The organism is Salinisphaera dokdonensis CL-ES53 (assembly GCF_040361215.1).
In the GTDB taxonomy this organism is placed as follows: Bacteria; Pseudomonadota; Gammaproteobacteria; order Nevskiales; family Salinisphaeraceae; genus Salinisphaera; species Salinisphaera dokdonensis.
The window spans coordinates 84,415-107,199 of sequence record NZ_APND01000002.1 but is presented as its reverse complement, the minus strand read 5'-3'; the positions used below and the strand labels follow the sequence as shown (position 1 = coordinate 107,199).

The following is a 22,785-nucleotide window of genomic DNA, read 5'->3' as shown; positions in this document are numbered from 1 at the left end:
CATGCGCGGCTCGAATCGCCAGCATCCGTAGCGGAGTTTCACCCGTGCCATGAATGCGTGCGCGACACCTCGATGAACCTCGTAGGGCGAGTTGGGGGAAGGGCTCATGGATTCACCTGGATACTTGATGTGGTGATCGCAGGCTCGTCCCCGCCTCGCGCGCCGCAAGTGGCTGGATGCTCGGCGTTTGCGTCTATATGTCAAGCCGCGCGTCGAGCGGGCGAATTAAAGGTGATGTCGTAAGCCGATCGCAGGCGAAGCGTTCTCAGTGGCGACTACTACTATGGTCGCAGGAAAAAAATCGGCGGATTGGGCCAGAACGCTCCTCGGCTATCCCCTTTAAGGGGTGAAAGCCAAAAAAAGACCGCCCAATGCCGAACATCTCACAGCAAACCTCGCTGCCTCTTCCGGTACCGAGATCACGCCGTTACGAAATCGTCCAGCCAGAGCCCGGACGGGTGACACGTCATCCCGCTTACGACGCATTCGATCAGAACTGGCTCGCCGTGGGCGCGTGGCCACCCCTACCATTGGCATCGCATCTGGGGGACGCTGGCATCGAGTTCGCGATCGGGCCACTCCCGATTGCGGTAGTCGCAGGATCCCGGTATCGGATTATTTCGGGTTTGCGCACCTGGATCTCGGCACGCCACGCCCGTGTGCTCATCCCGGTAGTGGTTGTTCGCGGTGTCTCGGCCGCGCAGTGCCGCGCCGCAGCCGCTTGGGACATCGCGCGCGCTATGGGCATACAGCGCGGCTCGGATAGCGCATGCCATGCGATCAAGGCCTGCACGCAATTGCGCCGTGATCATCCCGAGTTGGCCTCACTGATACCGCGAAAAAATTTGCTATGCGAGTGGTACGGCCTGACGCCCGAGCAAGTGCGCCCGGCGCAGCCGGAGGAACGTCGCGAATCGCTTGATCCGGAGACACGACGGATGGATCTGGGGGTAGCTGATGACGATGCGTGACCGCATAGCGGCGTTGGCCGATGACGCGCCGGGCGCTGAACTGTTGCTGTCGCTTCTGCAATGCCCGCCGGCCGCCCGCGGTGCTCTTCAGGCGCTGTCAATCGGGGGGGCTGCGCTCGATTTGATCGCAGACCCGACAGTGGGGGTCGGGCCGGTGGATGCGGCGTTTGCCGCTCGCATGCGCGATATCGCTTACACGCTCCGTGCGGCGCTGTTCGACGATGAGGCGCTGGCGGCTGCTGTCGCGATGCCGGCCTCGACCACCGGGCGCACGCGCGCCCGCGGCTATTGCGAGCGCTACCCGGTGTGGGCGGTGTGCATGCACACCGATACGCCGTCGCCGGATGATCGATCGCCTGTGATTGCTCTGACCAGTCTACTCATTGCTGCGGTCATTAAATCCGCCGCCTCGTACGGCGAGCACGAGAAATTTTTTGTACGCGTAGGCCGTTACGCGCGCGCTCTTGATGACGGCCATTACGATGGATGGATCGTGGCGGCGCCGGCAGGCTTCGACGATGCCGGGCTGTGGCAGGCGTGGCTAGACGCCGCAGGCCGGGGCGCGATCAAGAACTCGGCCCGATGGCGAGTCGTCCGAGAACTAACCCAACTTGTGCGCCTTGTTTTTCACGGCAAGCGCCGCCGGGTTCATAACGATCGTCCCTCGGCACCGGCCCAGTCTGCCCCCATGTCTCAGTACGGTTGGCTGCACGCGTACAGCGACGGCCCGCCGCGGCGCACTTGGAACGGCTCGGGCGGTGGTGTTTGCGGCGCGGTGGTGCGCTCCCCAGGTGAGCGAGCTAGCGGCACGCGTAGTGCTGGAGACGCGCCCGGCGGAGATCACCCCGAAACTCACGCTACGGTTTATCACGCGCGCCAAAATTGTGTATTGGACAGTCCGTATTGCAGCGCCGCGGAAGCGGCAATCGCCTCTCGTCATCAGGCCGAGGCGATAAAACGTCACAATAATACCCAGCATAGTGCGCCGTCCGCGCTTGCGGCAATTGATATTGCTGCACTTTTGAACTCCATCGACACACAGTGGGAGCAGTCGCCTTACGAAGCCCGCGCAGCTATGTGCCTCGCTGAATTGGCCTTATGGACCGGGCGTGACGTTGTTGAACTCGCTGCGTTGCCATGGCGTACACGCGGGATAGGTGTGGATCACCGCCAGGGTGTGGTCGCGCTCCCGGCGACCACGGCCATGGCTTATCTCACAACGCCGGCGAGCGGATCCGTGCGCCCAACAGCAAGCGTGTTGCGGCTGGCTATGCCGGGGCCCACTCGCGGGCGATTGGCTGCACTCGGCCGTATGGCCACGTCGGGTGCCCAGCTATGGACGGGCACGCCGGACACCGCGCGTGCTGCTATCAATCAGATCCTCGGTGCAGCCGGTCTTATTGATCACGGCATCGGGGTATCGCAACTGTCTCGGGTCTGCGGCTCCGCTTTGGCCCGTGTCTGTGCCGGCGACTGGTGTGCGTCCGCGACGATCACCGGCCGCGTCCCGGCTCACGCCAGATCGCAAATCTATTACACGCATCTCACTACCGAATTCCTGGTTCGTAGCTGGCAGCGTGCGATTGATGAATTGCTGGACGAAGCGTACTGCGAGGCGCCCGATCTCGAGGGCTCGGAGCTACGTTGGTTGGAAACTGGGCGAACGCCGTCATCGGGATTCGGGTCGCGAGTGACACCGAGCGATTCGGCCATGGACGCCGCCGTCGCACGCGATACCAACCGGCGTCGCCGCGCGGGCCGGGCGGCGCTCGGTAAACGGGTCGTGGCTGAGATGAATGCCGCAGTAAGACATGCGCACCTCGCTTTGTTATTGGGGGTGGGCGTACGCGGGGTGCGAGAGCCAATTGCATTCGACGCCCAGTGGCACGGCAGCAACACGCTGCTACTTGCCGAAAAAGCCGGCGCCGACTGGGACGGTGCGCGCATTGTGTGTCTGCCGGAATGGTCCGCGCAGGCGCTACGCGCGCTGCAACGAGAGCGCGGCCAACTCGCGTTGCGCTACCCGACGGTACTCGGAGGGCTGACGCGATTAATAGACACCCCCTATTCGCCGGGCGAGGGCGTACGCCGGTCGCGGGCGATGCAGCATCCCGACCGTTTGCCCTGGTTCGTCGAACTCGACACGGACCAATTTGCAATAGCGCGCCGGCGAGAGTCGATGCGCGAACGGGCACGTCTTTTTCAAGTGCCCTCGGTAAAACGCCTACGGCCCGATCTATTACCGGACGGGCTGCCGTTGAACGCGGGTCGTCATCGACTTCGCAGTAATTTGGTCGCTGCAGGTGTCGGTGCAGCTGCCATCGACGCTTATCTCGGGCACTGGGTGCTGGGCACGAGCGCTCTGGATGATGCCTCGACCGCGGTGCCGCTCGGGCTGGCTTATCGAGCCCGCGCTGCCATCGAGAAACGTGATCACGCCTGGCGAGGTAGCGACTGATGACCGCCATTGCAGCCATTGACCAAGCGCTCTGGGGGTTTCTCGAAGACGTTGCAGACGCCGCGGCGCATGAGCGATTCCTCATGCTACTGGAAGAACACTGGCCCGCTGGGCTTAGCGGCCAGGCCGAGGAATTCACCCGGGCGCAGCGCGTAGCGCTTGAGCAGGCCGTTTGTGTCGACGAAACCGTGTTGAATTTGGAGGACACCGCGGCGTGGCTGGCAAGGGGTATCGAGCGCGGTAACGCGCGTGACCGTTGGCGAATCCGTATCCCCGCGATTCCGCACACGTTGGTCTACCGCGACGGCCGGATCTCGCCCGCGGAATACCAGGCTCAGGTACAAATTGACGGGCTCATCGTCGATTTCGAGAAATTTCTGCCGCGCATGGACGCATCCCGGCGCAACGCGTTGGAAACCACCATCGCAATGGGATTCTGCCTGTTCGACTGCGGTTGGGATGCACGCGTGCTGGACGCGTTTCTGGCAATCGGGCCGGAGGGGGTGCGGCATATCGAGGGCAGAGTGTTCCTTGAACTGGCCGTGTCGCGTGGGTCCCTGGGCCGCCATTGGACTCAGCATCTAAGGATCGAACCCACCCCGCCGTTTGTTCTGCTATGTGCGGCCTGGCGCCAGCGAGGGTTTCAGCATTTCGGCCGAGGTCTGGATGCCGCGACGTGCCTTGAGCGGTTTCGAAAACTAGCTGCGAGAGAGGGTTTTTCGAACTCCGTACCGGCCACGCCGGGCGAGTTTTTCGCTGGCCTGCGGATCTGGGCGCGACTGCGCGTGCCGCCATACATCGTGAGCGCGATGACTGGCGAAATCGGCTATCAAACGATGTACTCACAGGCGTACAGACGCGCCGTGACCGGTCGGCCGCTCGAAAGCAAAGCAGGACTGAAGCCAAGCAAACAATCTGACGGCTCTGACGCTACTGGACGGATTGCGGGCGGTGCGCGGTCATTTCTGGCTGGTGAAAGTTGTAATTCGGATGCCGTCGTACGTCTGATCCGACTGCGCGAAGCGCTCGACGATTCGCGCGGCCCTGTTTCCGCACGTGACGCGCGGCGCGCCATACGCGCTATCGATCCCGCGTTGGCGGCAGGTCCTCGATCGTCGGATACGATCGAAAAAGCGCTGTGGCGGTGGGTCGATGGGCGCCTGTCCGAAGACAGGGCACCACAGCCCGGCACGCTACGTGGGTACGTCAATGCGTTTGCGCCGGCGCTGATTCATGAATTCGGACACCATCGCGTCGATGAGCTTACGCGTGACGACTGGCGCGACGTCTGCGAGACGGTCCTCGCGGTGCACGCGCCGGCCCCCGACCAGGCCTCCGCGCTTTCGTCGCGACAGTTGCATGCATTCCATAAGTTTTTGCGACGCGTATACAAGGTTCCGCGCATTGCGCTCGAGTCGCTCGAGCTCTTTAGCTTTGCACGCTCGAACCTCGTGAATCGTAATATCGTGCCACCCGTCGAGTTCGAGCGGCTGATCGAACGCATGTTGGGCTCGCAGCGCTGGCAATGCCCCGATCAACTGCAAATTCAGCGGGCGTTGATTGCGGCCTTGGCGTTCCACGTGGGCCTTCGGGGAGGCGAGGCGGCGCATTTGGTGCTCGGCCAGTTGCGTGGTCGAGTGGCGCCTCGCCTCGAGATTCGCAAGAACTCGTACAGCACGCCCAAAACGTCAGCAGGCTGGCGGCCGCTCGACCTGTCGCCGGCTTTGCCCCCCGATACGCTTGTTGCTCTGGTGTCGCATTGCGACTGGCGACGAGCACGTGGCGCCGGCGCTGATGATCCCGTTTTCGTGCATCCGGATGGCGATCCGAACCAGCCGTTGTCAGAGCATCATGCGATCCGGCGCACGATTCGCGATCTGCGACAGGTCACGAACGACCCCACTTTGGGCATGCACCATTTACGACACGGTTTCGCCAACTACTGGGCGTTATGCGCGCACGCTAATCGGGACGGCTTCGACCGCTGGCTTCCGAGCGCCTACCGAACTGATGAGACGGCGCGTAGTTTGGCGATACGGATAGCTTATCTCGACCCGGCAGGCGAGGGCGAGTGTCGATCGATGTTGTACACGCTCGCCCGGCAGATGGGCCACCTGTCGCCGAGAACGACCCTCGGCACCTACATCCATACGGTGGAATGGACTGCACGCCATTTTCGTAGCGGGCTCGCCCAGCCCGTCACGAACGAAACGGTGCGCCGCCTGCTGGTTCGCGGCGATATACCACGAATTGCGAGCGCGCTGCGCCGGGGCGATACGGCGCGACTGGCGCGCGGCTTCCCAGAGGATAAACGTTACACCGGAAGCGCTTAGTAGCCGGGGTGCGTGGCCGGCGAGTGGCTGACACAGCGCCTGACGAAGTATATCCTGGTACGTATATACATCGAGGGAGGCCGCCATGACCACTGCCAAAATCTTCCGGTCCGGTAACAGTCAGGCCGTTCGGCTACCGAAGGCGTTTCGTTTCGACAGTCAAGAGGTCGAGATCTATCGCCGGGGCGATGAAATCGTGTTGCGCGAAAAGCGCCCGAACCTGGCGGCGGCGTTCGATGCGTTGACCGATTTGCCCGACGATATGATCGACGCACTGGAACACCGCGACGATCCGTTGCCAGAAGAGCGCGAGCGCCTGTAATGGCACCGCGCTATCTGCTCGATACCAATATCTGTATTTATATTCAGCGCGAGCGCCCCGCCCGGGTACGCGCCCATCTTGAGAAACAAAAGCCTGGCAGCGTTGGACTATCGCTGATTACCTGGGGCGAGTTGCTGTATGGCGCGGCGCGCAGCCAGCATCCGCGCAAGACGCGCCGGAATCTCGATGTCCTGATCGCCATGATCCCGATTCTGGTCTTGCCGCAGGAAGCTGGCGAACATTACGGTGATATTCGAGCCACGCTTGCCGACGCCGGCACGCCCATTGGCGCTAATGACTTGTGGATTGCCGCACACGCACGAGCGGCCGATCTGACGGTCGTTACGAACAATGTCCGCGAATTCGAACGCGTCGATGGTCTGAAGCTGGAGAACTGGACACAATAACCGCGATAGGCGAGATGTTCGACGTTCCCGACATCTTCCACCAAAGCCGCCTTCGGCCTTCGCCCGACCGAGGGGATACAGCACGACCGCCGCAAGACCTTACAGCAGTACGTGGTTGTGCCTCAGCCGGTGGCTCTGGACGCGCCGCGGCAAATGAACGCCGCTCGGTTGCGTCGTCCGAGCGCGACGACAGGCACGCCCGGGCATCGTCTCCCCGATCGGGCCGGGTCCTATGTCGCCCGAGGTCTTCGCGGGCGTGAAAAGAGCCAGTTAGAACAATTCGGCACGGCCCGCCCACGGGGCCGCTTCCTGTTCTGCCTAACTTAAGCAGGCCAGTCAGCCGTCGCTTCATAAGCCTGCTTGGGCAAAGTGCCGTGATATGCGTCCGCAGACTCGAGCGCAACCCAGCCATCCTGAAAAACGGCGATGATCGTGTCGGCCGGATAGCGATTCTGGCCGACCATATAATCGTAAGCGTGCAGCATAGCGGTGCTCCCTTTGGTCGAACTTACCTCGAACGGCATCGCGTCGAACATCGATGAGGCGGGCCGAGTGCCAAGTGTGAGCAATTCCACGCGGCCGCGGGCATTTCCTGAGAATCGAATCCGAGCCTGAACCATCATCGTGTCGCGCACTCTCGTTTGTTCGACGAGCCATTGGCCGAGATCACTGAAGCGCATCCCTTCGATTTCGATGAGTTCTGGGCTGCGGCGCGTTACATAGCGAATCGTTGCCTCATCGAAGGCATTCAGTCCGGTGCCGGCGCAGCGGTAGGCGGAAAGACTGACGACTTTGTTCGAATTTTGGTTCATGGCTTATTGCTTCAGTTACTGGTTGGTGCGTTCGGCTGCTGCCGCCGAGTATTCAGACATCGAAGTCGCCGCGCGCTGGCGGACTCGGTATGCCGGCCAACGGATCTTTGCCCAGTAGCTGTTCCGAGTTCGGTATTGCTACGCGGGTTCGCCGGGAGCCGCAACGGGTTCAAGAAGAACCGTATCGAGTTCGGCGGTTCAGCCCAAACGAAGTCTTGGAATGCTCGCGCGCCGTTACCTCAGACGTGACTCGGCCACCATTGAACTAACATGAAGCCTCGCCCCGCTGGTATGTTCGAGGCCGGCAATAACGATCAGGTTCATTCCGACGGACATGACGCAGATCAAGTTCATCCACGCGGCTGACATCCACCTGGATAGCCCGCTAAACGGTCTTTCCACGGATGACGAGGTTGCCGCCGAGCAGATACGTCTAGCCACCCGGCATGCGCTCGAGAACCTCGTGACGGAAGCGACAGACCGGGCCGTTGATTTCATGCTCATCGCCGGCGATCTCTACGATGGCGACTGGCGCGACTACCGAACCGGGTTGTGCTTCACCCGTCAGATGGCGCGATTGAAGTCAGCCGAAATACCGGTGTTCGTGATCCAAGGCAACCACGATGCCGAGAGCAAGATGACCCGGCACCTGAAGCTGCCCGAGAACGTGCATCTGTTCGGTTCCAAGAAGCCGTCCACTAAAACGCTCGACGATCTCGGCGTCGCCATCCACGGCTATAGCTACAAGACCCGTGACGTCACCGAGAATCTGGTGCCGCACTATCCGGCCCCCGTACCGGGCATGTTCAATGTCGCCCTGCTGCATACGGCGCTCAACGGCCGGGCCGGCCATGCGAACTACGCGCCCTGTACCTTGGCCGAATTGCAGAATAAGGGCTACGACTACTGGGCGCTCGGCCACGTCCACGCATACGAGCTGCTCAGCGAAGCGCCACACGTGGTGTTTCCCGGGAATCTTCAGGGGCGCTCTATACGTGAAACCGGCCCGAAGCAGGCGCTCGAAGTCGTGGTCGAGGACGGCCGGGTCGTGGACACGACATCACTGTATTGCGACGTCGTGCGATGGGCTGTGGTGGACGTGCCCATCGATGATTGCGACCGACTTAATCAGGTCTATGACGCGATCAGTGAGGCGGTTCAGTCGGCGGTGGCGCAGCATGCTGAAGGCCGTTTGCTGGCGATGCGCATCCGGCTCGTCGGCACCAGTGCACTACAAGGCGATCTGACCGCTCGCGGCACCGAACTGATCGCCCAGGCTCGCAATGCGGCGCAAAGTCTCGGCGCCGGGGTGGCGTACGTCGAGAAGCTCGTCGTCGCCACCGAGCCGAGCGTGACCGCCGAGGCGATGCGGGCACGCGAAGACGCGCTTGGGGAACTGCGACGGCTCATGGACGGCGCGGTCGATGACCCGGAACTCGTGAAAATGCTGGACGACGATATCGGTGCGCTTGTGCGAGGCCTGCCCGCTGACGTTCAGGCGCAGGTGGAAGAGCCGATTCTGCAGGCGGCAATCGACGGCGAAACGGCGACGATGCTGCAGGGTGCCAGCGACTATCTCATGGGCCGATTGACGGCCCACGGGGATCGCTGATGCGTTTGCGTCGTCTTGATCTGATCCGCTACGGCCGATTCACGGATCAGAGTATCGAGCTGCCCGCGGGCGAACCTGACCTGCGCGTGATCTACGGGCCGAACGAGGCGGGTAAATCTACGACGCGCGCCGCACTGACTGACCTCCTATACGGTTTCGGTCAGAGCTCGGACTACGCCTTTCTTCACCCCTACGGCGCATTGCGTATTGGTGCGGTCCTGGAAGCCGAGTCAGGGACGCTGGATTTCGTGCGCAAGAAGGGCCGCAAGAATACGGTGCTTGACCGCGACGATACCCCTGCGCCGACCATCGAGGTGGCGCTGAGCCGAGCCTTGCCGAATACCGACCTGGATTTCTTCAAGCGTATGTTCAGTCTGGATCAAGAACGGCTTCGCGAAGGCGCCGCGCAGCTGCCAGGCCAGGGTGGGGACGGCGATACCGGTCTGCTTTCGGCGGGCGCCGGCATCACCGATTTGCTGGCGAGACGCCAGGCACTCGCCGCTGAAGCCGACAGTCTTTGGGGTCCACGCGAAAAGCAGAGTCGTGCCTATACGCAGGCCGCGAACCGGCTGAAAGCGGCAGAAAAGACGATGCGGGACCTTGAGGTCAGCGCAACGCAGTGGGAGAAACTGAGAAAGGCGTACCAGACGGCCGATGACGACTATGAAGAGCTGAAGAAGCGTCTGCGCGAGACACGGGCCGAGCGGACGAGGCTGGAGCGGATTCGCCGCGTGATGCCGCATATCCGGCGTTATCTGGATCTCGACGAAGAGCTCGTGGGCCTCGGTGAAGTGGCGGCGCTGGATAAAGATGCCGGTGCGGTCCTCAACGCGGCGCTCAAGGACATCCATCGTGCCGACGCGGGCATGCGCGAGCAGAATCTGCGCGTAGACGCGCTCAAGGAAAGGATCGCAAATACGCCTTGCGACGAGCCGCTATTGGCTCGCGCGGCGGATATCGACAAGCTGGTTGAGAAGCGCACTCGCATAACGGATGACGCGGATCTGCTGACACGATCGCGCATCGAATTGGAAGGCACTGAAAGATCGCTGCACAACGATGCGGCATCGCTGCGTTGGGCACCGGAGTCGATCGAAGGCCTCATTGAGCGATTGCCGAATCAGAGCGATCTTGACCACGCCGTGAATCTTCGAAGCGCCTACGGCGAGAAAGTGGAAAGGGCGGACAATGCGGCCAAGCGCGAAGAGGAGACGCGGGTTCGCCAGCAGCAAATGCGGGCACGGCTCGAGGCCTTGGGTGGGTCTGAAGACGTCGAAGGTCTGGATGCGCTCGTTACCACGCTCAAAAGCGATACCGGGCCGCAGGTTCGGCTAGAGGCGGCACGGGAGAGCAAGGACCGCTACCAGAACGAAATCGATCGTCTGCTCGATCGGCTGACGCCAAGTATCGATGAAGCCGCCTTGCGCGCGTTCGAGCCGCCGGCCGCATACGAGGTCGACGCCTTCGTCGGATCGATGCAGGACGCCGATGTCACACTTTCGAACGTTCGCGATGCGGGCGACGATGCGGCACAGACGCTGCGTCTGGATCGTCTGGCCTACGAGCAGGTGTTGCAGAGCGAGCGACTGGCCACGGAAGCGGAACTCGATGATCTGCGTGACCAACGCGAGGCGGGCTGGCGTTTCCTCCTGGGCCAGTATATCGACAACACGGCCCCCGATCCTGCTGATCTGGATTCTTATATCGGGGATCACCCGAACCTCGTCACCGCCTACGAGAGTGCGGTCCGAGCCGCTGATGCAGCCGCGGATCGCCGTTTCGACAAGGCCGAGACCGCCGGCCAGCTGAAGGAAAAAGCACGCGGCATTGCCGTCCAGGCCGAGCGATTGGAAATGCTGGAAGCCAAGGTGCGAAAGGCCGAGGAAACCCGAGATCGCCTGACACACGAGTGGCGGCAACTGTGGCAGAGCGCCCCGTTTGAACCCGCGCCGCCGGCCGCGATGCACGACTGGCTCGACGTGCGGGCCCAACTGCTGGACAGGATCAGCGATCGCGAGGCCGCGGCTTCGAAGGTCGAGACGCTTCAGGCCGGTCTTGTCCACGACTGCGAGCGGTTGCGCACGGCGCTTCGCAACGCGGGAGTGAATGCGGCGTCGCTGAATGACGAAGGCTTCGCGACGCTGATGACACGGGCCGAGCAATTGCTGAAAGACGAGCATGCACGCGAGCAGGAACGACAGAATCTGCACCGTGATCTCGCCGAGCGTGATCCCGAACTCGCGCAGCGCCGCAAATCAGCCGAGTCGTTCCAGGCCCAGCTGAGCGCCTGGGCAAAGGATTGGGCGCAGGCCTTGGCCCGGCTCGGTCTCGATGCGACGCTGACCGCAGGCGACGCGCAACAGCCGCTGGCCACGTTGACGCGCCTGCGCCAGACCGTCGCCCAATGGCGTCAGCACGATGGAGCTATCGCCGAGGCCGAGGCGCGCGCGCAGGCATTCGGGGACGCCGTCGCCCAATTGTCGACGGAGTTGGCGAGTGACCTGCACGATCGATCGGCGCTGGCGGCCTCGATCGAACTGAAAAACCGATTAACCCGCGCACGCCAGGCGCGCCAGAACCTCGACGATTGGGCGAAAGAGCTGGAATCCACCGTGCAGCGGGTCGGAGACTTGGAGAAGACCAGGGGCCAGGCCGGCGATACGTTGCAGGAACTGCACGCCGTGGCCGGGACCACCGATACCGCCGCGCTTTCAGTGGCCATCGAACGATCGGACGCACAACGTCGGCTCCGGGCGCAAAAGCACGAATTTCACGAAACGGCCGTGGCCCACGGCGACGGTTTGGGGCTGCAGGAGCTGATAAACGAGTGCAGCCGATATACACCCGACGAACTAACGCAGACGGCTTCCGAGATCCAGGATCGTGCGGCGGACCTGGAGTCCGAAGAGCCGCGCCTGCTGGAGGCCCGAAACGAAGCGCGCGATGCTTTCGAGTCCGTAGGCGGCGACGACGCCTATGCGGTGGCAGCTTCTGAGCGATCTCAAGCGATAGCGGACATGCGAGAAGCCGCCGAAGCGTACGCACGGGTAGGTACCGCGTCCATTCTTCTGCGGTGGGCCGCACAGCGCTACCGGCTGGAAAAGCTCCAGCCGCTGATCACGCGGGCTGGGGAGATATTTTCGACGCTGACGCTTGGGTCGTTCGACAAGCTTGTTCCCGTCTTCGAGGACGAGGAAATGCATATCGCGGGGCGCCGGAGTGACGGCGAGGCCGTGCGCGTGCAGGCGATGAGTGAGGGTACCCAAGACCAGATGTTTCTCGCGCTGCGCCTGGCGTCCCTCGAAGAGTACCTCGAGCGAGGCACCGTGCTCCCGTTCGTGGCTGATGATCTGTTCGTGAACTTCGATGACGAACGTGCGCTGGCCGGGCTGCGCGTTCTCGTTGAGTTATCGAAGAAAACCCAGGTACTGTTTTTTACCCATCACCAGCATCTGTGCGATCTGGCACGGCAGGTCACCGAGTCCGATCGTTGCGTGATTCATGTCTAGGTGCGCCCGGGCCGTCTCACTGTCGCGTTAGAACACAGAGACTGGCGAGGCCGAGCGCCGTGCTGGAATGGGCTGAAGCCAAGATAAGCGTTACCAGACGAGCTTTAATGGGCTCTGGTGGCTCCGAGCGAGACTTTCTCCCATCGATCATCCGGTTGCCGGTGCAACGGCTGCTCGGCGACGACGCCCCCAACGGTCCGCCCTCAGCATGGTCAATGCGGTGGAACTGCATGCAGAGACGTGACGGTTGATCGGCAGGTCGAATGCCGTTGTCTTTACGGCTTTCTGATACTGGCGGTCTAGCTTTTGCAGGCTGGCGACGAAGGCTTCGGTCATCCGGAGTTGCATTCAAATTATCTCGGCGCGATCAGGAAAGACTGCTGTTCAACAAGTCATCGAGTTCACCGGCGCTTGAGTCGGCAGGTGTAAGCAGGTCGCTGCTCAGGCCTCTTTTTCGTTCAAGCAGTTGGTCTAAATTGATATCGAAGCTGCTTTCCGGATAGTTGGCGTGTACGGCAATAGGGTAATAGACGTGCACCGGCCGATTCTGGCCAATCCGAAATACGCGGTCAGTGCATTGGTCCTCGACCGCAGGGTTCCACCATCGTGATAGATGAAACACATGATTTGCAGCGGTGAGAGTGAGGCCAACGCCAGCAGCTTTCGGCGAAAGGACAAGAACGTCGAATTCGCCATCCGGCCCATTCTGGAAGTCTGTGACGATCTTTTGTCGTCTCTGTGCGGTAGTCTGCCCATTGATGCGCCGCGGAGGAATCGACATCTCGTAACGGTTTTGGAGATAGGCGATCAAATGGTCCTGAAAAACTCGATATTCGATGAATATAAGCGCCTTTTCACCTCTAGCAGCGATTTGGTCCAGCTCTCCGATAAGAGCTTTCACTCGTGCTGATTGATGGACTGTCGTATCGGTAAGGCCATCGGCCGATAGATCGTGATGACTAAGACTAATGCGTCGCAGTTGCTGCAAGGCCTTTAAAACGCGGCCGGGTGCTGGCTCGGTACCACGAAGGGTGCCTAGCACTTGGTCGTAGGCATTAGCCTGTTCGATTGGCATGAGTTGCTGCAATCGATGGATGACCTTTTCTGGTAACCCGCGTAAGTGATCTGCTTTCATGCGCCTTAGAATTCTCGGCGGCGGATTGTCTTCCAACAGATTCTGTCGAAGTGTCGAAAGCGGGCCGCTCTGGTCGATGCTATCGGACTTGCTGCCTGGCTCGTAGGTTGATTGAAAATCCTTGAGACTGCCTAGCTGGCCTGGAGCGATGGTGTCGATTATCGACCAGATGTCGGAAACGCGATTCTCGACGGGAGTACCGGTCAGCGCCAGAAAGAAATCGCCATGCACGGCCTTGGCCATGTCGTGGATAAGCGATGTTGGATTCTTTATCTTCTGGATCTCGTCGTAAGCAACCACGCTCCAGGCTATGTCCATGAAATACTGAATCTTGTCGCGCAACGTCTCGTAGGTTGTCATCACCCAATCGGCTGAAGACATGCGCTCACGCCGTTCTTTGGAGGTCATGCCAGCAAGCTGCTTCAGACCCTTGCCATAAGCTGGAAGCAGTTCACCAAGCCCCGGTCGTGCCAGATGCGTGATCTCTTCTGCTTCCCAGTTCTTTAATAGGCCCGTCGGCGCGATGATAAGGAATGGTCCGGCGTCTCGCCGGTGAGCATTCTGTTCCTGAACCCAAGCCAAGAAAGCCAGTGTCTGAAGTGTCTTGCCCAAACCCATGTCGTCGGCGAGCAGAGCGCCGTTGGAGCCTAGTGCCCAATGGTCCTGAAGCCATCGCAATCCGTCTTTCTGATGCGGATACAGCCTGGTTGTCTTGAGGACGGCCGGCAAGCCGCCGGCCTTGCCGCGGGCCGCGTGAGGACGATGTGAAAATCCTAACGATTCAAGATTGTCGTCGATAACGGGCTTTAGATCAGAATCGTCTCGGGGGTCATTTTGTTCCCGATTGGGAGGCGGTTCCTCGATGCTCGGGCCAGCTGGCTGCTGGGTGGTGTGTGCAGCAACAGCGGACTCGAAACGATCGATGGTTTCCTCCGATACGGGAATTGTCTGTCCGCCGTGTGTGATCTCCTGCTCGCCATCGGTGAGCGCGTCTTTCATCTGCTTGAGTACCAACGTCGCTTCGCTACCTGCAATTGGTATAAGCCTGTCGCCCAGTTCAATAAGAAATGCGCCGGCACTCTCCTCTGGGAACCATTGGCTTGCACTAGGCAGGCTGTAGGAGAAGGACTTTGGGTGCCAATGGCCGAGGCACTGGACCCGTTGACTCAGGAATGTAGGCGTCTCCTCGAAGAGGGAGTCGATCGCCTCGCTATCAAAATCATCTTCCAAGGCACTCACGAGTGCGCGCTTGGGATTTGCGAGGAAAGCCAGGCGCTCCTCTGTCGAGGCGGTCTGATAGCGTTTTACGACTTCCAGTCCGCGCTCGACTATCGGCGGCAGAACAATGAACCAATGACCTTCAGCGGTATAGCGCGAAGTGACTTTGCCGGATTGCTCGAAACGTTGTGCGAAGCTCTTGTGCGGGTTCGGTGGCAACGCATCTTCGAAGCTTGATAGTTCATCGACCCCGATTGCATCGGACCCGTCACCTTCGGCATCTTGCTCGGGTGGAATCCGATGACGCAGCACAGGCGCAATGCGTCCGGTCGTATCGGTATCCAGGGTAAAAGCGTCGGCGCGAACGATATTAACGGTCTTCAAGTGATCATCGATCTGGGCGCTTTCTGGTAGCAGCTCTTTGAGCTCGGCCCAGCGAAGCAGACGCGATTCGGCGTTGTCCGCCCCTGCTGCCGCATTGAAAGCCTCGATTCCACTCAGAAGAGAGTAAAGAGGGTAAAGCAGGGTCATCTGCTTGCCGCCGGCACTGAGCAATACCCCATTACGGGCCCCGCCCATGACCGGCGTACCGTTGGAACGTACCAACTGATGTTTCAGCCGAAACTGAGACGACGTCACCGTGCCTTCGCCGCCTAATCGCAACCGGAGAGGGGCCGCAGACGGAAGGCCGATCTGAGAAAGCTGACGTTCGCTCAACGCCTCGATCTCGACGTTTGAAACCGTCAGTGAACTCTGGTCCCCTGCATCGAGCAGGGTGCGCTCGATCGCCCGCGTCAACGGTGCGAGGTTAAGTGGCTGCCTATTCTTATCAATTGCCGCCGTGCGAGCCCAGTGAGAAATAGGTAGCGCGCCCTGATCGCTCTTCATCTCGAAAACAATGCCGGATGCGTTCGCGGTCCATTCGAGCGTACTAGCCACGGGGCATGAACTCCTTCTCAGTGACTTGAATACCGGTTCGGTTGTGAATTTCTCGGGCCAGGGCGCGTTGCCACGAGCCGCCTTCTGCATGATGATGGCTGCCCTCGAATAGCGGATTTTGGATCAGCTGATCTCGACGGTAACGCGGACGATAGAACTTCGGGCCCTGAGTGTCGTCGACATGCCAGGCGCGATATTTCCCGCTATGGCTCCACTCAGTGATAATCAGCTCCCCGATCTGAAGAATTAGTACCGCGTGGCTTGGCTGCGAACCGCTACCGGACGACAGGGCCCCATAGGCGCTCTTGTCGAGTTGGCTCAGTGCGGACTGTGCCGATTGCCGGATTTCAGACCCAAGCACCACCCATGCGTTATCGATGACTTTCTTGTTGAGATAGGCGCTCCAGAAGGCGTCTCGATACGGCCACATTCGGTCGGCGTTTGCATCGCGTTTGCTGGCGAGACTCACGATTCGGAAGAAATCCTTGAGCGTGGTATTCACGAGCCAACGAAGCAATACCTCCCTTGCTTCGGGGTCAACGCCATGCCATTGACCTCGCGCCAGCCTAGGATCGCCAAGAATGTCCATCAGGAAGCGCTGGATGGGCTCGCGAATGGATGCTGAAGGCGTGATCTGGCGAAACGGCAGCAGCAGCGCATTCGCCAGTTCGATTCTCAGATCGGGGAATCGAAGCGACTTGTCCCCGTCGCGCGCCTGGTAGAATTGCAGGCTGCGTTGCACCAAGTCCCCGCCTAGCGAGCTATCGTTGTCGCGATCTTCCAGTTGGCGGCTGATTACAGGCAGCCACTGTTCGGCGGCATCCACGATAAATCCTTGTTCTGCGAGTTCACCTTCCAGCCCCGCGTCGGAGAGCAGAGCGCCGCAGTCGTTGACGCTATTAAGCAGGCTGGCAAATCTTTTCGCGCCCTCTTGTTCGAGGAGCGAATAATGCTCGCAACGCTGCCGGAATCTGATGATCCGCGGTGAATCTCGTTGTCTGAGCTCTTGTGCAAGGAAACTCTGAGTAGTTTGCCGTGCAAACGCTTGCGTTGGGTAATCTCGGAGATAGACGTGTGCCAAGGTTCCGATAGTGCGGTCGCTGCCGTGGCTGGATAGTGCAGCGTAGTAGCTGGTCAGCAGGTGGCCGTCGTGCGCCAGTGGTTCCTGTGTCTCTTTCATGGACCTGAAGAGAACCCAGGGCCCTCGACGCATGTGTCGCCGGGGCAGGTCGTCCATTCGGCTGCGAGATTCTTTAGCATTGCTGAGCGCAGCGTAGGTCTCGAGGAGGTCGTACTGTGTCGGCTGTTTCGGCACGACCTGCCCAAGCAGACGTTCTATGTGTTTTGCTGCCCGCGAGAGTTCACTCGGCTCTTTGGGAGAGCTCAGCGTCGTCGGCCATGATCTCTCGCCTAGCGCCCGTTTTAACGCAGGCTGGGTCACGGCAGCTCTCCGTCCTGCAGGTCTCGTTTGGGCTCTACTTCCACCGCCCCATCAGGTGGCGTCATTATGAAACGCATCTCGATACGTCTCTGTTTGCCGTCCGAAGGGCTGAGATCTGGTCGATCGATACGCGGGCGCTGTGCTGCATAGCCCGAAACGCTGAAGAGCGGTTGGCTTCGAGTGTTTTCGAGAGTCACGAGATCGGGCTCTTCATCGCGTATCACTTGAAAGCTCGTGATCGCACGGTCAGAGGATAGATTCCAGTTAGAGTAGTGGGGCCGGCCTATGATCGGATTGTCATCCGTATGGCCTTCGATGAATATAGACTCCAGCTTGCCCCGTTTCTCAGGCGCGCATTCGAGTTTGGCCGGTTGCGCTTGCGCGTAGCAGGGAATAATCGTGGCCAGCTTTTCAGAGATCAACTTCAGGTTCTCGATGCCCGCGATTTCGGGCGTCTGCTGGCCTGTCTCAAACGGCACGGTGTCCTCGCCGAGTAGCAGCACACCCGAGTCGGCGTTGATCGTGACTGTTATCCCGCTCTTGTCGAGCTCACTTTGAATTAGCTGAAGGAGATCGGCTCTGATTTCGTCGTTGTTGGTCAGCTGGTCGACCTGTTGCTGCTGCTCCTGCTTGGCTTCGTTGAACTGAATCACGAATGCCATAAGCGTGATGATGAATACGAACAATAAGCCAGCCATGATATCGCTGACCGACACGAGATAGCCGGCGCCTTCATCTTCGAGCATGTCCTCTTCGAGGTATCTCATGCCCGGCGTCGCTTATCAGCGAGCGTGTCCTGCAGTTCCTCCAATGTCTCATTGAGTTCCTGAACCGAACCTGCAAGATTCTGAGTGATCTGGGAAGTGTGCGAATCGAGCCCGCCGACAAAGCCGTTCACGGTTGCCGTGTACTGCGCGAGGCCGGATTCTAGTTCCGTGAAGACCTTGGCCAGACTGTCGTCGACACTCGAAAAACGTTCCTCATAACCTCGCCAGTCCTGGGCCAGCTGGGCTTGGATGGATTCGATGCGCTCGACCGACTGGTGGATATTCTGTTGTGCAGAATTGACTTGGTCGGCTGCGTTGCTCATTGAAGCCGAGCTTGCGTCAATCGCCTTGGCCGATTCCGCCACGGGCTCGGCCAGACGTCCGAAGTGCTGCGCCGCTTCGGACATTTCGGCGATCGTTTCGCGATTGCTCTCAGCGATCTGACGATGCTGTTCAGCTGCCGCAGCAGACGATTGAATCGTTTCGTTGATGCTCTCTATGGTGACCTTCAGCCGCGTGGCCATCTCAGTTAACCGAGTGCCCGCGTCCTGGCCCGCAGATCTTAGCTCTTGGGCGACATCTTTCACGGCCGCCCCGAGCGTGTCGTTGAGGTTGCTCAACGTCCGGGTCATCTCGGCATGGAACTCTTTGGTGCTTTCGCCGAGCGTATCCCGCAACTGCGCAAGCGTACGAGAGCCTTCAGCCCGCATCTGATCCTGCTGGGTCGTCATGGTGGAAATCTGGTCGCCGAGCTTGTCGTTCAAACGGTCGAGCGTTGTACCCAGGGCTTCCAGTTCTTTGCCGGCCGAACCGGATAGTGACTGCTGGAACTCACCCAGCATTTTTTCAAGCAACTCGGTGGTGTCGTCCTTGCGCTGGTCGCGCATATCCTCCACAGCGCCAATCAGTTTCTCCAGTGTCGGGCCCAGATCGCTGGTGAACTTCTTGCCCAGCTCGTCGGCGATCTGGAAAGCCAGCTCGCTGGAAAACTGTTTAAAAGTAAGCGTTTGCTGTTTCGATTGCTCAAGCTGTTCGCTGGCCAGCCCTTCGACGGTTACTCTCGCTAGCCGGGTGTCAAGCGCAGCTACGAACTGGCCTGTCAGACGGTCCAGTGCATGTAGACGGCGTTTTTCGGCGACATTGAAGCCGATCGATGAGACTAGGCCCGCGATCGACGTCATGAAGGCGAGCGATGCACCGCCCAGCAACTCCCGTAATGCGGCTTGTACCAGCTCGGGGTCGTCCGAGCCCAGTCCATTGCCGGCAAGGTAAATGCCCGCGACAAGGCCGATGAAGGTGCCCAGAATACCGAGACCCGTAAACAGGTTAGGCAGTGAGTTGTAGAAGCGCAGATTGACCCGTCCGCCTACGACGCTGCTGCGATAGAAATACTCGCCGGGACTCTGGGCGTTCCTTACCTTTGGCGGATCAGACCATCCGTCTGGGAGCAGGATCTCGCGGAACTCATTCCATGCGTGAGACACGATCCGGTTGTTGGCGAGTTGTTCGCCGATGTTGTCGTAATGTTCAGCAAATGACGCTTCATTGGGCTCAGACGTTCCAAGCGTCGCCAGCGCGGATTTCACCCCGCGTATAACAGGACGCATTCGCGCCCGAAAGATGATCCAAGCGATGATCGCCCAGGCGAATATTCCGCCAACAACAATAAATGATGTTGTAGGCGACGTGATGACTTTCGCTGCTGCCTGCAGACTTTCATGATCCATGCTGGTGCGTCCCCCCGGACAGCGCAGCAGTGAGGGCGCTCAAAACTCTTGGTCTTCGCGCTTTCTGCTCTTAATTGTTTTCGTTTAGTCGCTTGGCGACCCGACTGGATAGAGTAACGGGAAAACTAGGGGCTACACTAGAGGCCGCGTTAATTGATTTGCCGGCGGCTGATCGCGCTGTTTCAGTTCCGCTTGGAGCGCGATGCTTACCCAAGCCCGCGCCGTGTCTTGTCGATGAGTTGAGTTAATCAGCTATCGATCCATAACTTTGGCTCGGTTATTCGTTATCAGTGTCGACCGCCCAGTGATGACCGATTTCATCGATCCTCACCACGACGTGCACGGTGTCCGGCCGATCTGCAAGGTGTTATCGATCGCATCGTTGGCGTGCTACAACGCCAAGCTCAGACAAGCTGATCCAGGTCGCCGCTCCGCTCGACCACAGCGTGATGCCCAAATCGTGGCGATCCAGCAGACCTGCGACGCCAACGTCTGCGTTTACAATCACTCCCGTCGAGACGTTCGCTTTCCGGCACTTACATCTTTTGATTGATCAGCTTTAGCCGCGTTACGCCGGCGTCGCGAAGCACGGATTTCGCCGACCGCTGAAACGCTCGGCAGATTGCAGTCTGCGAGCGCGGCGATAGAGAGCCCGTGTCGTCCCGTCGATCAGCGCGAAGACGCCCGTTATCTTCGCGAGTTTTCGGTCAATCAAGCAGGGCGGACTGTGTTGCGCCAGCAGGAACTGTCGATCAATTAACTCCGGTGATCTGTACCGGCAGCAGACACGGTTGTGTTCTGGCTAGCGACTGAGCGAGTTAGATGGGCGCTCGTGACCTGTGGAATGCGCAGGTTCGGTTGTGTTGTGCGAAAGCGCACGTCCGCCGGCCACGGCGCACGCGCGTCTGCGGCCTGTGCAGATCTGGTTGTGTTGTTTGGGGCGGGGAGAGGGTGGCGCTTTCGGCGTCGCATCTGCGAGATACGCAGATGGGGTTGTGTTCTCGTGCGTCCAGTGACGCGCCTGCCGTATGTCTGTAAGCCTAAGTAACTAAAGAAAAAGTAACGTCCGATAAACGGTTGTTATCGCGGGCGCGGCAAGTGTTCGGCCGAGTCTAAAAGTTGCCTGGTACGAGTACGTCGGGCGCGCGCAAGTGCAGGCGGTCACAAGTTTGCGCAGCACGCGCATCCGAAATGGGCATTAGCTAAAGGCGCCGTCCTGTTCACGCCCCAGGGCTGCCTTAACGACTTGGACGTTGCCGGAACGCAATCGATCCAGGGCGGATTCGCCGTTCAGTTCGTCCTTCGGAGTGTTGAGCCAGATCCACGCGGCCCAGCTATTGCCGTGCACGTTGACTACGGCGTTCAGGCCTTCAAGCCAGACAGGCCCGCGAGGCGTTCCATCCTCGTGGAACTGGGTTTTCGGATACACGCGACCGCCGACCTCACGAGACAGGCCGATGATCGTACCCTGCAGATATCGCGTGTTGATCGTTTGGCGCGACGTACCCAGATAATCGCCCATCATCTGCCCGCTGAGCATCTCCTCCCCGGCAGTCTCCTCTTTCGCAGGCACGCTCGCCCGTTGATACAGCATCTCAAGTGCCTGCCCATGTGACAGGATATCGTCCGGGTCGTCATCCGGCGCGCCCCGCTGCAGGCGCGTGTCTGTCTCGGATTGCGAGTGTGCCCATGCAAGCATTCTCGCGATTGCTGCATCGATGCGTACCCGTAGCGCCTGTGCTGAGAGCGTCGTTCCCGCGGCCGAAGCGTCGGGATAGTTTTGCTGCAGTCCGTTGTCACGAATGGAGAAAAACTGTCGCAGTGGCGCGCTCAGCTCGACTTGTTCTGATTCGCGATCCGATGTGCCGCGGAACGCGTGTGAAGAGCGCTTTCGGGCGTGGGAGCTGACCGCCTGCGTGTTGCGAGCCGGGTGCGTGCCCATGTGCGCCTGGGGCCGAGGCTGGGTCGCGTGCGTGGTTGCGCCGGGACTCGGCTCGTTCATACGAGCACTGGGCTCGCCCGGCCGGGTCGATGCGTCCAGATACTTCGTCGTGAGAGAGATTAGGAACTGACCGAGTTCAGTTTGATGCTGACGGTCTAGCGTTCTCATGTTGGCCGCGAGCCAGGTCGCCAGTGTATCTATCCGATCTTCTCGACTTTTGGAATCCACGACCTAGCCCTGTCTGAACGACTCACACGATTAGTGTCCACCAATTCCGACTGATGTCAAAAGTGTAAAGCGTCAATCGAAGAGCTGCGACCTTACCCGAATAAGAACGGCGGGCAGGATGGGTGGATTTAGGCGTGTAAAAGAATCGGGCCCCGGATTGTTCCGTGGCGGAGCGCCCCTTGTCCTGCTGTCGAACGGCTCAAACACTCCCTCGCACTTGAGGCTGCGAACGAGACCGGGTGAATGTCGCTTGGTGTGACAGCCAACTCGTACCGCCGGCGAAGGAGGCCTTGTCAGGATACATCCCCGTTAGCCACGCACCGCGAACGCCGCGCTAGATTATTGAGACGGTCCCCAGAGTCCGAACCTGTGCATGAACGAGAGGCACGGAAATTGGGCCGCACCGGCCGGGTTTCCGCTCTAGGTCAGTGCGTGATCTTGTACACGGCCCAGGCAAGCGCGATGACGTTGACAACGATCACGGTTGGAATTGCGATGTTGTTGAAAGTCTCGAGCATGTTTGTTCTCCAGCCGAAGTGTCCGCTGCCTAGCAGCGATGATAACCCAACCGCGTCCGCTATTGAAAAATCGTCGAACATAGGACCGCGGCCCGCGTGCGGGCGGACGGCCCGCCGCGCGCAGCAGTGATCTATGGAATACGCAGATCAGGTTTTGTGGTGCGAACGCACATGGCAGCCGGCGACGGCGCACGCGCGTTTGCGGCCTGTGCAGAGCCCGTCGTGCCGTTTGGCGCGAGGACAGGGTGGCGATTTTCGGCGCCGCCTGTACGACATGCGCATCCGGTGACGGGTTCGCCGAACGCTCGTAAGGCTTAGTAAATAAGGGGAAAGCGGCGTTTTATAGGGTCGCCTTATCGGGCATACGACCATTGTCGTAGAAAATTCGGGTGAATCCGGGCCGAAACACTCCTCTGCGAGCGCTTTCATGGGGTGAGAGCCACCAA

14 protein-coding genes are annotated in these 22,785 nt (G+C 60.1%); 8 read left to right on the top strand and 6 right to left on the bottom strand.

Annotation, left to right across the window (positions count from 1 at the left end; translation table 11 throughout):
• Positions 1 to 371 precede the first annotated feature (371 nt).
• The 5 genes from SADO_RS06435 (at position 372) to vapC (ending at position 6,491) form a co-directional block, all read left to right on the top strand.
• Positions 372 to 971 carry a hypothetical protein gene (locus tag SADO_RS06435; RefSeq protein WP_353110240.1) on the top strand — a complete coding sequence of 200 codons (600 nt, stop codon included), beginning with the start codon at positions 372 to 374 and terminating at the stop codon, positions 969 to 971.
• On the top strand, positions 958 to 3,429 hold the full coding sequence (locus SADO_RS06430; protein WP_353110238.1) for a hypothetical protein: 2,472 nt from the start codon (positions 958 to 960) through the stop codon (positions 3,427 to 3,429). The genes SADO_RS06435 and SADO_RS06430 overlap by 14 nt, the downstream gene beginning before the upstream one ends.
• Positions 3,429 to 5,762, top strand: coding sequence for a site-specific integrase (locus SADO_RS06425; RefSeq protein WP_353110237.1), 2,334 nt, complete (start codon positions 3,429 to 3,431; stop codon positions 5,760 to 5,762). The genes SADO_RS06430 and SADO_RS06425 overlap by 1 nt, the downstream gene beginning before the upstream one ends.
• 85 nt (positions 5,763 to 5,847) lie before the next feature.
• Positions 5,848 to 6,084 carry an antitoxin gene (locus SADO_RS06420; RefSeq protein WP_353110236.1) on the top strand — a complete coding sequence of 79 codons (237 nt, stop codon included), beginning with the start codon at positions 5,848 to 5,850 and terminating at the stop codon, positions 6,082 to 6,084.
• Positions 6,084 to 6,491 (top strand): type II toxin-antitoxin system tRNA(fMet)-specific endonuclease VapC, encoded by a 408-nt coding sequence (gene vapC / locus SADO_RS06415; RefSeq protein WP_353110234.1) that lies wholly within the window; start codon positions 6,084 to 6,086, stop codon positions 6,489 to 6,491. The genes SADO_RS06420 and vapC overlap by 1 nt, the downstream gene beginning before the upstream one ends.
• Positions 6,492 to 6,814: 323 nt before the next feature.
• Here the strand turns inward: vapC and SADO_RS06410 are convergent, their stop codons facing one another.
• Positions 6,815 to 7,303 (bottom strand): hypothetical protein, encoded by a 489-nt coding sequence (locus tag SADO_RS06410; RefSeq protein WP_353110232.1) that lies wholly within the window; start codon positions 7,301 to 7,303, stop codon positions 6,815 to 6,817.
• 334 nt (positions 7,304 to 7,637) lie between these two features.
• On the opposite strand from SADO_RS06410, the gene SADO_RS06405 reads away from it, so the two are divergent.
• Together SADO_RS06405 and SADO_RS06400 are read left to right on the top strand one after the other, a co-directional pair.
• Positions 7,638 to 8,915 carry a metallophosphoesterase family protein gene (locus tag SADO_RS06405; RefSeq protein ID WP_353110231.1) on the top strand — a complete coding sequence of 426 codons (1,278 nt, stop codon included), beginning with the start codon at positions 7,638 to 7,640 and terminating at the stop codon, positions 8,913 to 8,915.
• Positions 8,915 to 12,424: an AAA family ATPase gene (locus tag SADO_RS06400; RefSeq protein ID WP_353110230.1), complete on the top strand. Its 3,510-nt coding sequence runs from the start codon at positions 8,915 to 8,917 to the stop codon at positions 12,422 to 12,424. Before SADO_RS06405 ends, SADO_RS06400 begins: the two co-directional genes overlap by 1 nt.
• Positions 12,425 to 12,791: 367 nt before the next feature.
• On the opposite strand, the gene SADO_RS06395 is transcribed toward SADO_RS06400, so the two are convergent.
• The 4 genes from SADO_RS06395 to SADO_RS06380 are packed head-to-tail and all read right to left on the bottom strand — an operon-like array spanning position 12,792 to position 19,651.
• Complete coding sequence (locus tag SADO_RS06395; protein WP_353110228.1) at positions 12,792 to 15,716, bottom strand: DEAD/DEAH box helicase; 2,925 nt, start codon at positions 15,714 to 15,716, stop codon at positions 12,792 to 12,794.
• Positions 15,709 to 17,157: an EH signature domain-containing protein gene (locus SADO_RS06390; protein ID WP_353110226.1), complete on the bottom strand. Its 1,449-nt coding sequence runs from the start codon at positions 17,155 to 17,157 to the stop codon at positions 15,709 to 15,711. The genes SADO_RS06395 and SADO_RS06390 overlap by 8 nt, the downstream gene beginning before the upstream one ends.
• The gene (locus SADO_RS06385) at positions 17,154 to 17,924 is read right to left on the bottom strand and encodes an OmpA/MotB family protein (protein WP_353110224.1); all 771 of its coding nucleotides are present in this window, start codon (positions 17,922 to 17,924) and stop codon (positions 17,154 to 17,156) included. Before SADO_RS06385 ends, SADO_RS06390 begins: the two co-directional genes overlap by 4 nt.
• On the bottom strand, positions 17,921 to 19,651 hold the full coding sequence (locus SADO_RS06380; RefSeq protein WP_353110223.1) for a hypothetical protein: 1,731 nt from the start codon (positions 19,649 to 19,651) through the stop codon (positions 17,921 to 17,923). Before SADO_RS06380 ends, SADO_RS06385 begins: the two co-directional genes overlap by 4 nt.
• Before the next feature lie 307 nt (positions 19,652 to 19,958).
• Between SADO_RS06380 and SADO_RS06375 the strand changes: the two genes are divergently transcribed.
• The gene (locus SADO_RS06375) at positions 19,959 to 20,204 is read left to right on the top strand and encodes a hypothetical protein (RefSeq protein ID WP_353110221.1); all 246 of its coding nucleotides are present in this window, start codon (positions 19,959 to 19,961) and stop codon (positions 20,202 to 20,204) included.
• 645 nt (positions 20,205 to 20,849) lie between these two features.
• On the opposite strand, the gene SADO_RS06370 is transcribed toward SADO_RS06375, so the two are convergent.
• Positions 20,850 to 21,593: a hypothetical protein gene (locus SADO_RS06370; protein WP_353110220.1), complete on the bottom strand. Its 744-nt coding sequence runs from the start codon at positions 21,591 to 21,593 to the stop codon at positions 20,850 to 20,852.
• Positions 21,594 to 22,785 lie beyond the last annotated feature (1,192 nt).

Coding starts and splice junctions, on each gene's coding strand:
- SADO_RS06430 (WP_353110238.1), top strand. CDS start 958: ATGACGATGCGTGACCGCATAGCGGCGTTGGCCGATGACGCGCCGGGC.
- SADO_RS06410 (WP_353110232.1), bottom strand. CDS start 7,303: ATGAACCAAAATTCGAACAAAGTCGTCAGTCTTTCCGCCTACCGCTGC.
- SADO_RS06435 (WP_353110240.1), top strand. CDS start 372: ATGCCGAACATCTCACAGCAAACCTCGCTGCCTCTTCCGGTACCGAGA.
- SADO_RS06375 (WP_353110221.1), top strand. CDS start 19,959: ATGACCGATTTCATCGATCCTCACCACGACGTGCACGGTGTCCGGCCG.
- SADO_RS06405 (WP_353110231.1), top strand. CDS start 7,638: ATGACGCAGATCAAGTTCATCCACGCGGCTGACATCCACCTGGATAGC.
- SADO_RS06385 (WP_353110224.1), bottom strand. CDS start 17,924: ATGAGATACCTCGAAGAGGACATGCTCGAAGATGAAGGCGCCGGCTAT.
- vapC (WP_353110234.1), top strand. CDS start 6,084: ATGGCACCGCGCTATCTGCTCGATACCAATATCTGTATTTATATTCAG.
- SADO_RS06425 (WP_353110237.1), top strand. CDS start 3,429: ATGACCGCCATTGCAGCCATTGACCAAGCGCTCTGGGGGTTTCTCGAA.
- SADO_RS06380 (WP_353110223.1), bottom strand. CDS start 19,651: ATGGATCATGAAAGTCTGCAGGCAGCAGCGAAAGTCATCACGTCGCCT.
- SADO_RS06420 (WP_353110236.1), top strand. CDS start 5,848: ATGACCACTGCCAAAATCTTCCGGTCCGGTAACAGTCAGGCCGTTCGG.
- SADO_RS06400 (WP_353110230.1), top strand. CDS start 8,915: ATGCGTTTGCGTCGTCTTGATCTGATCCGCTACGGCCGATTCACGGAT.
- SADO_RS06370 (WP_353110220.1), bottom strand. CDS start 21,593: ATGGGCACGCACCCGGCTCGCAACACGCAGGCGGTCAGCTCCCACGCC.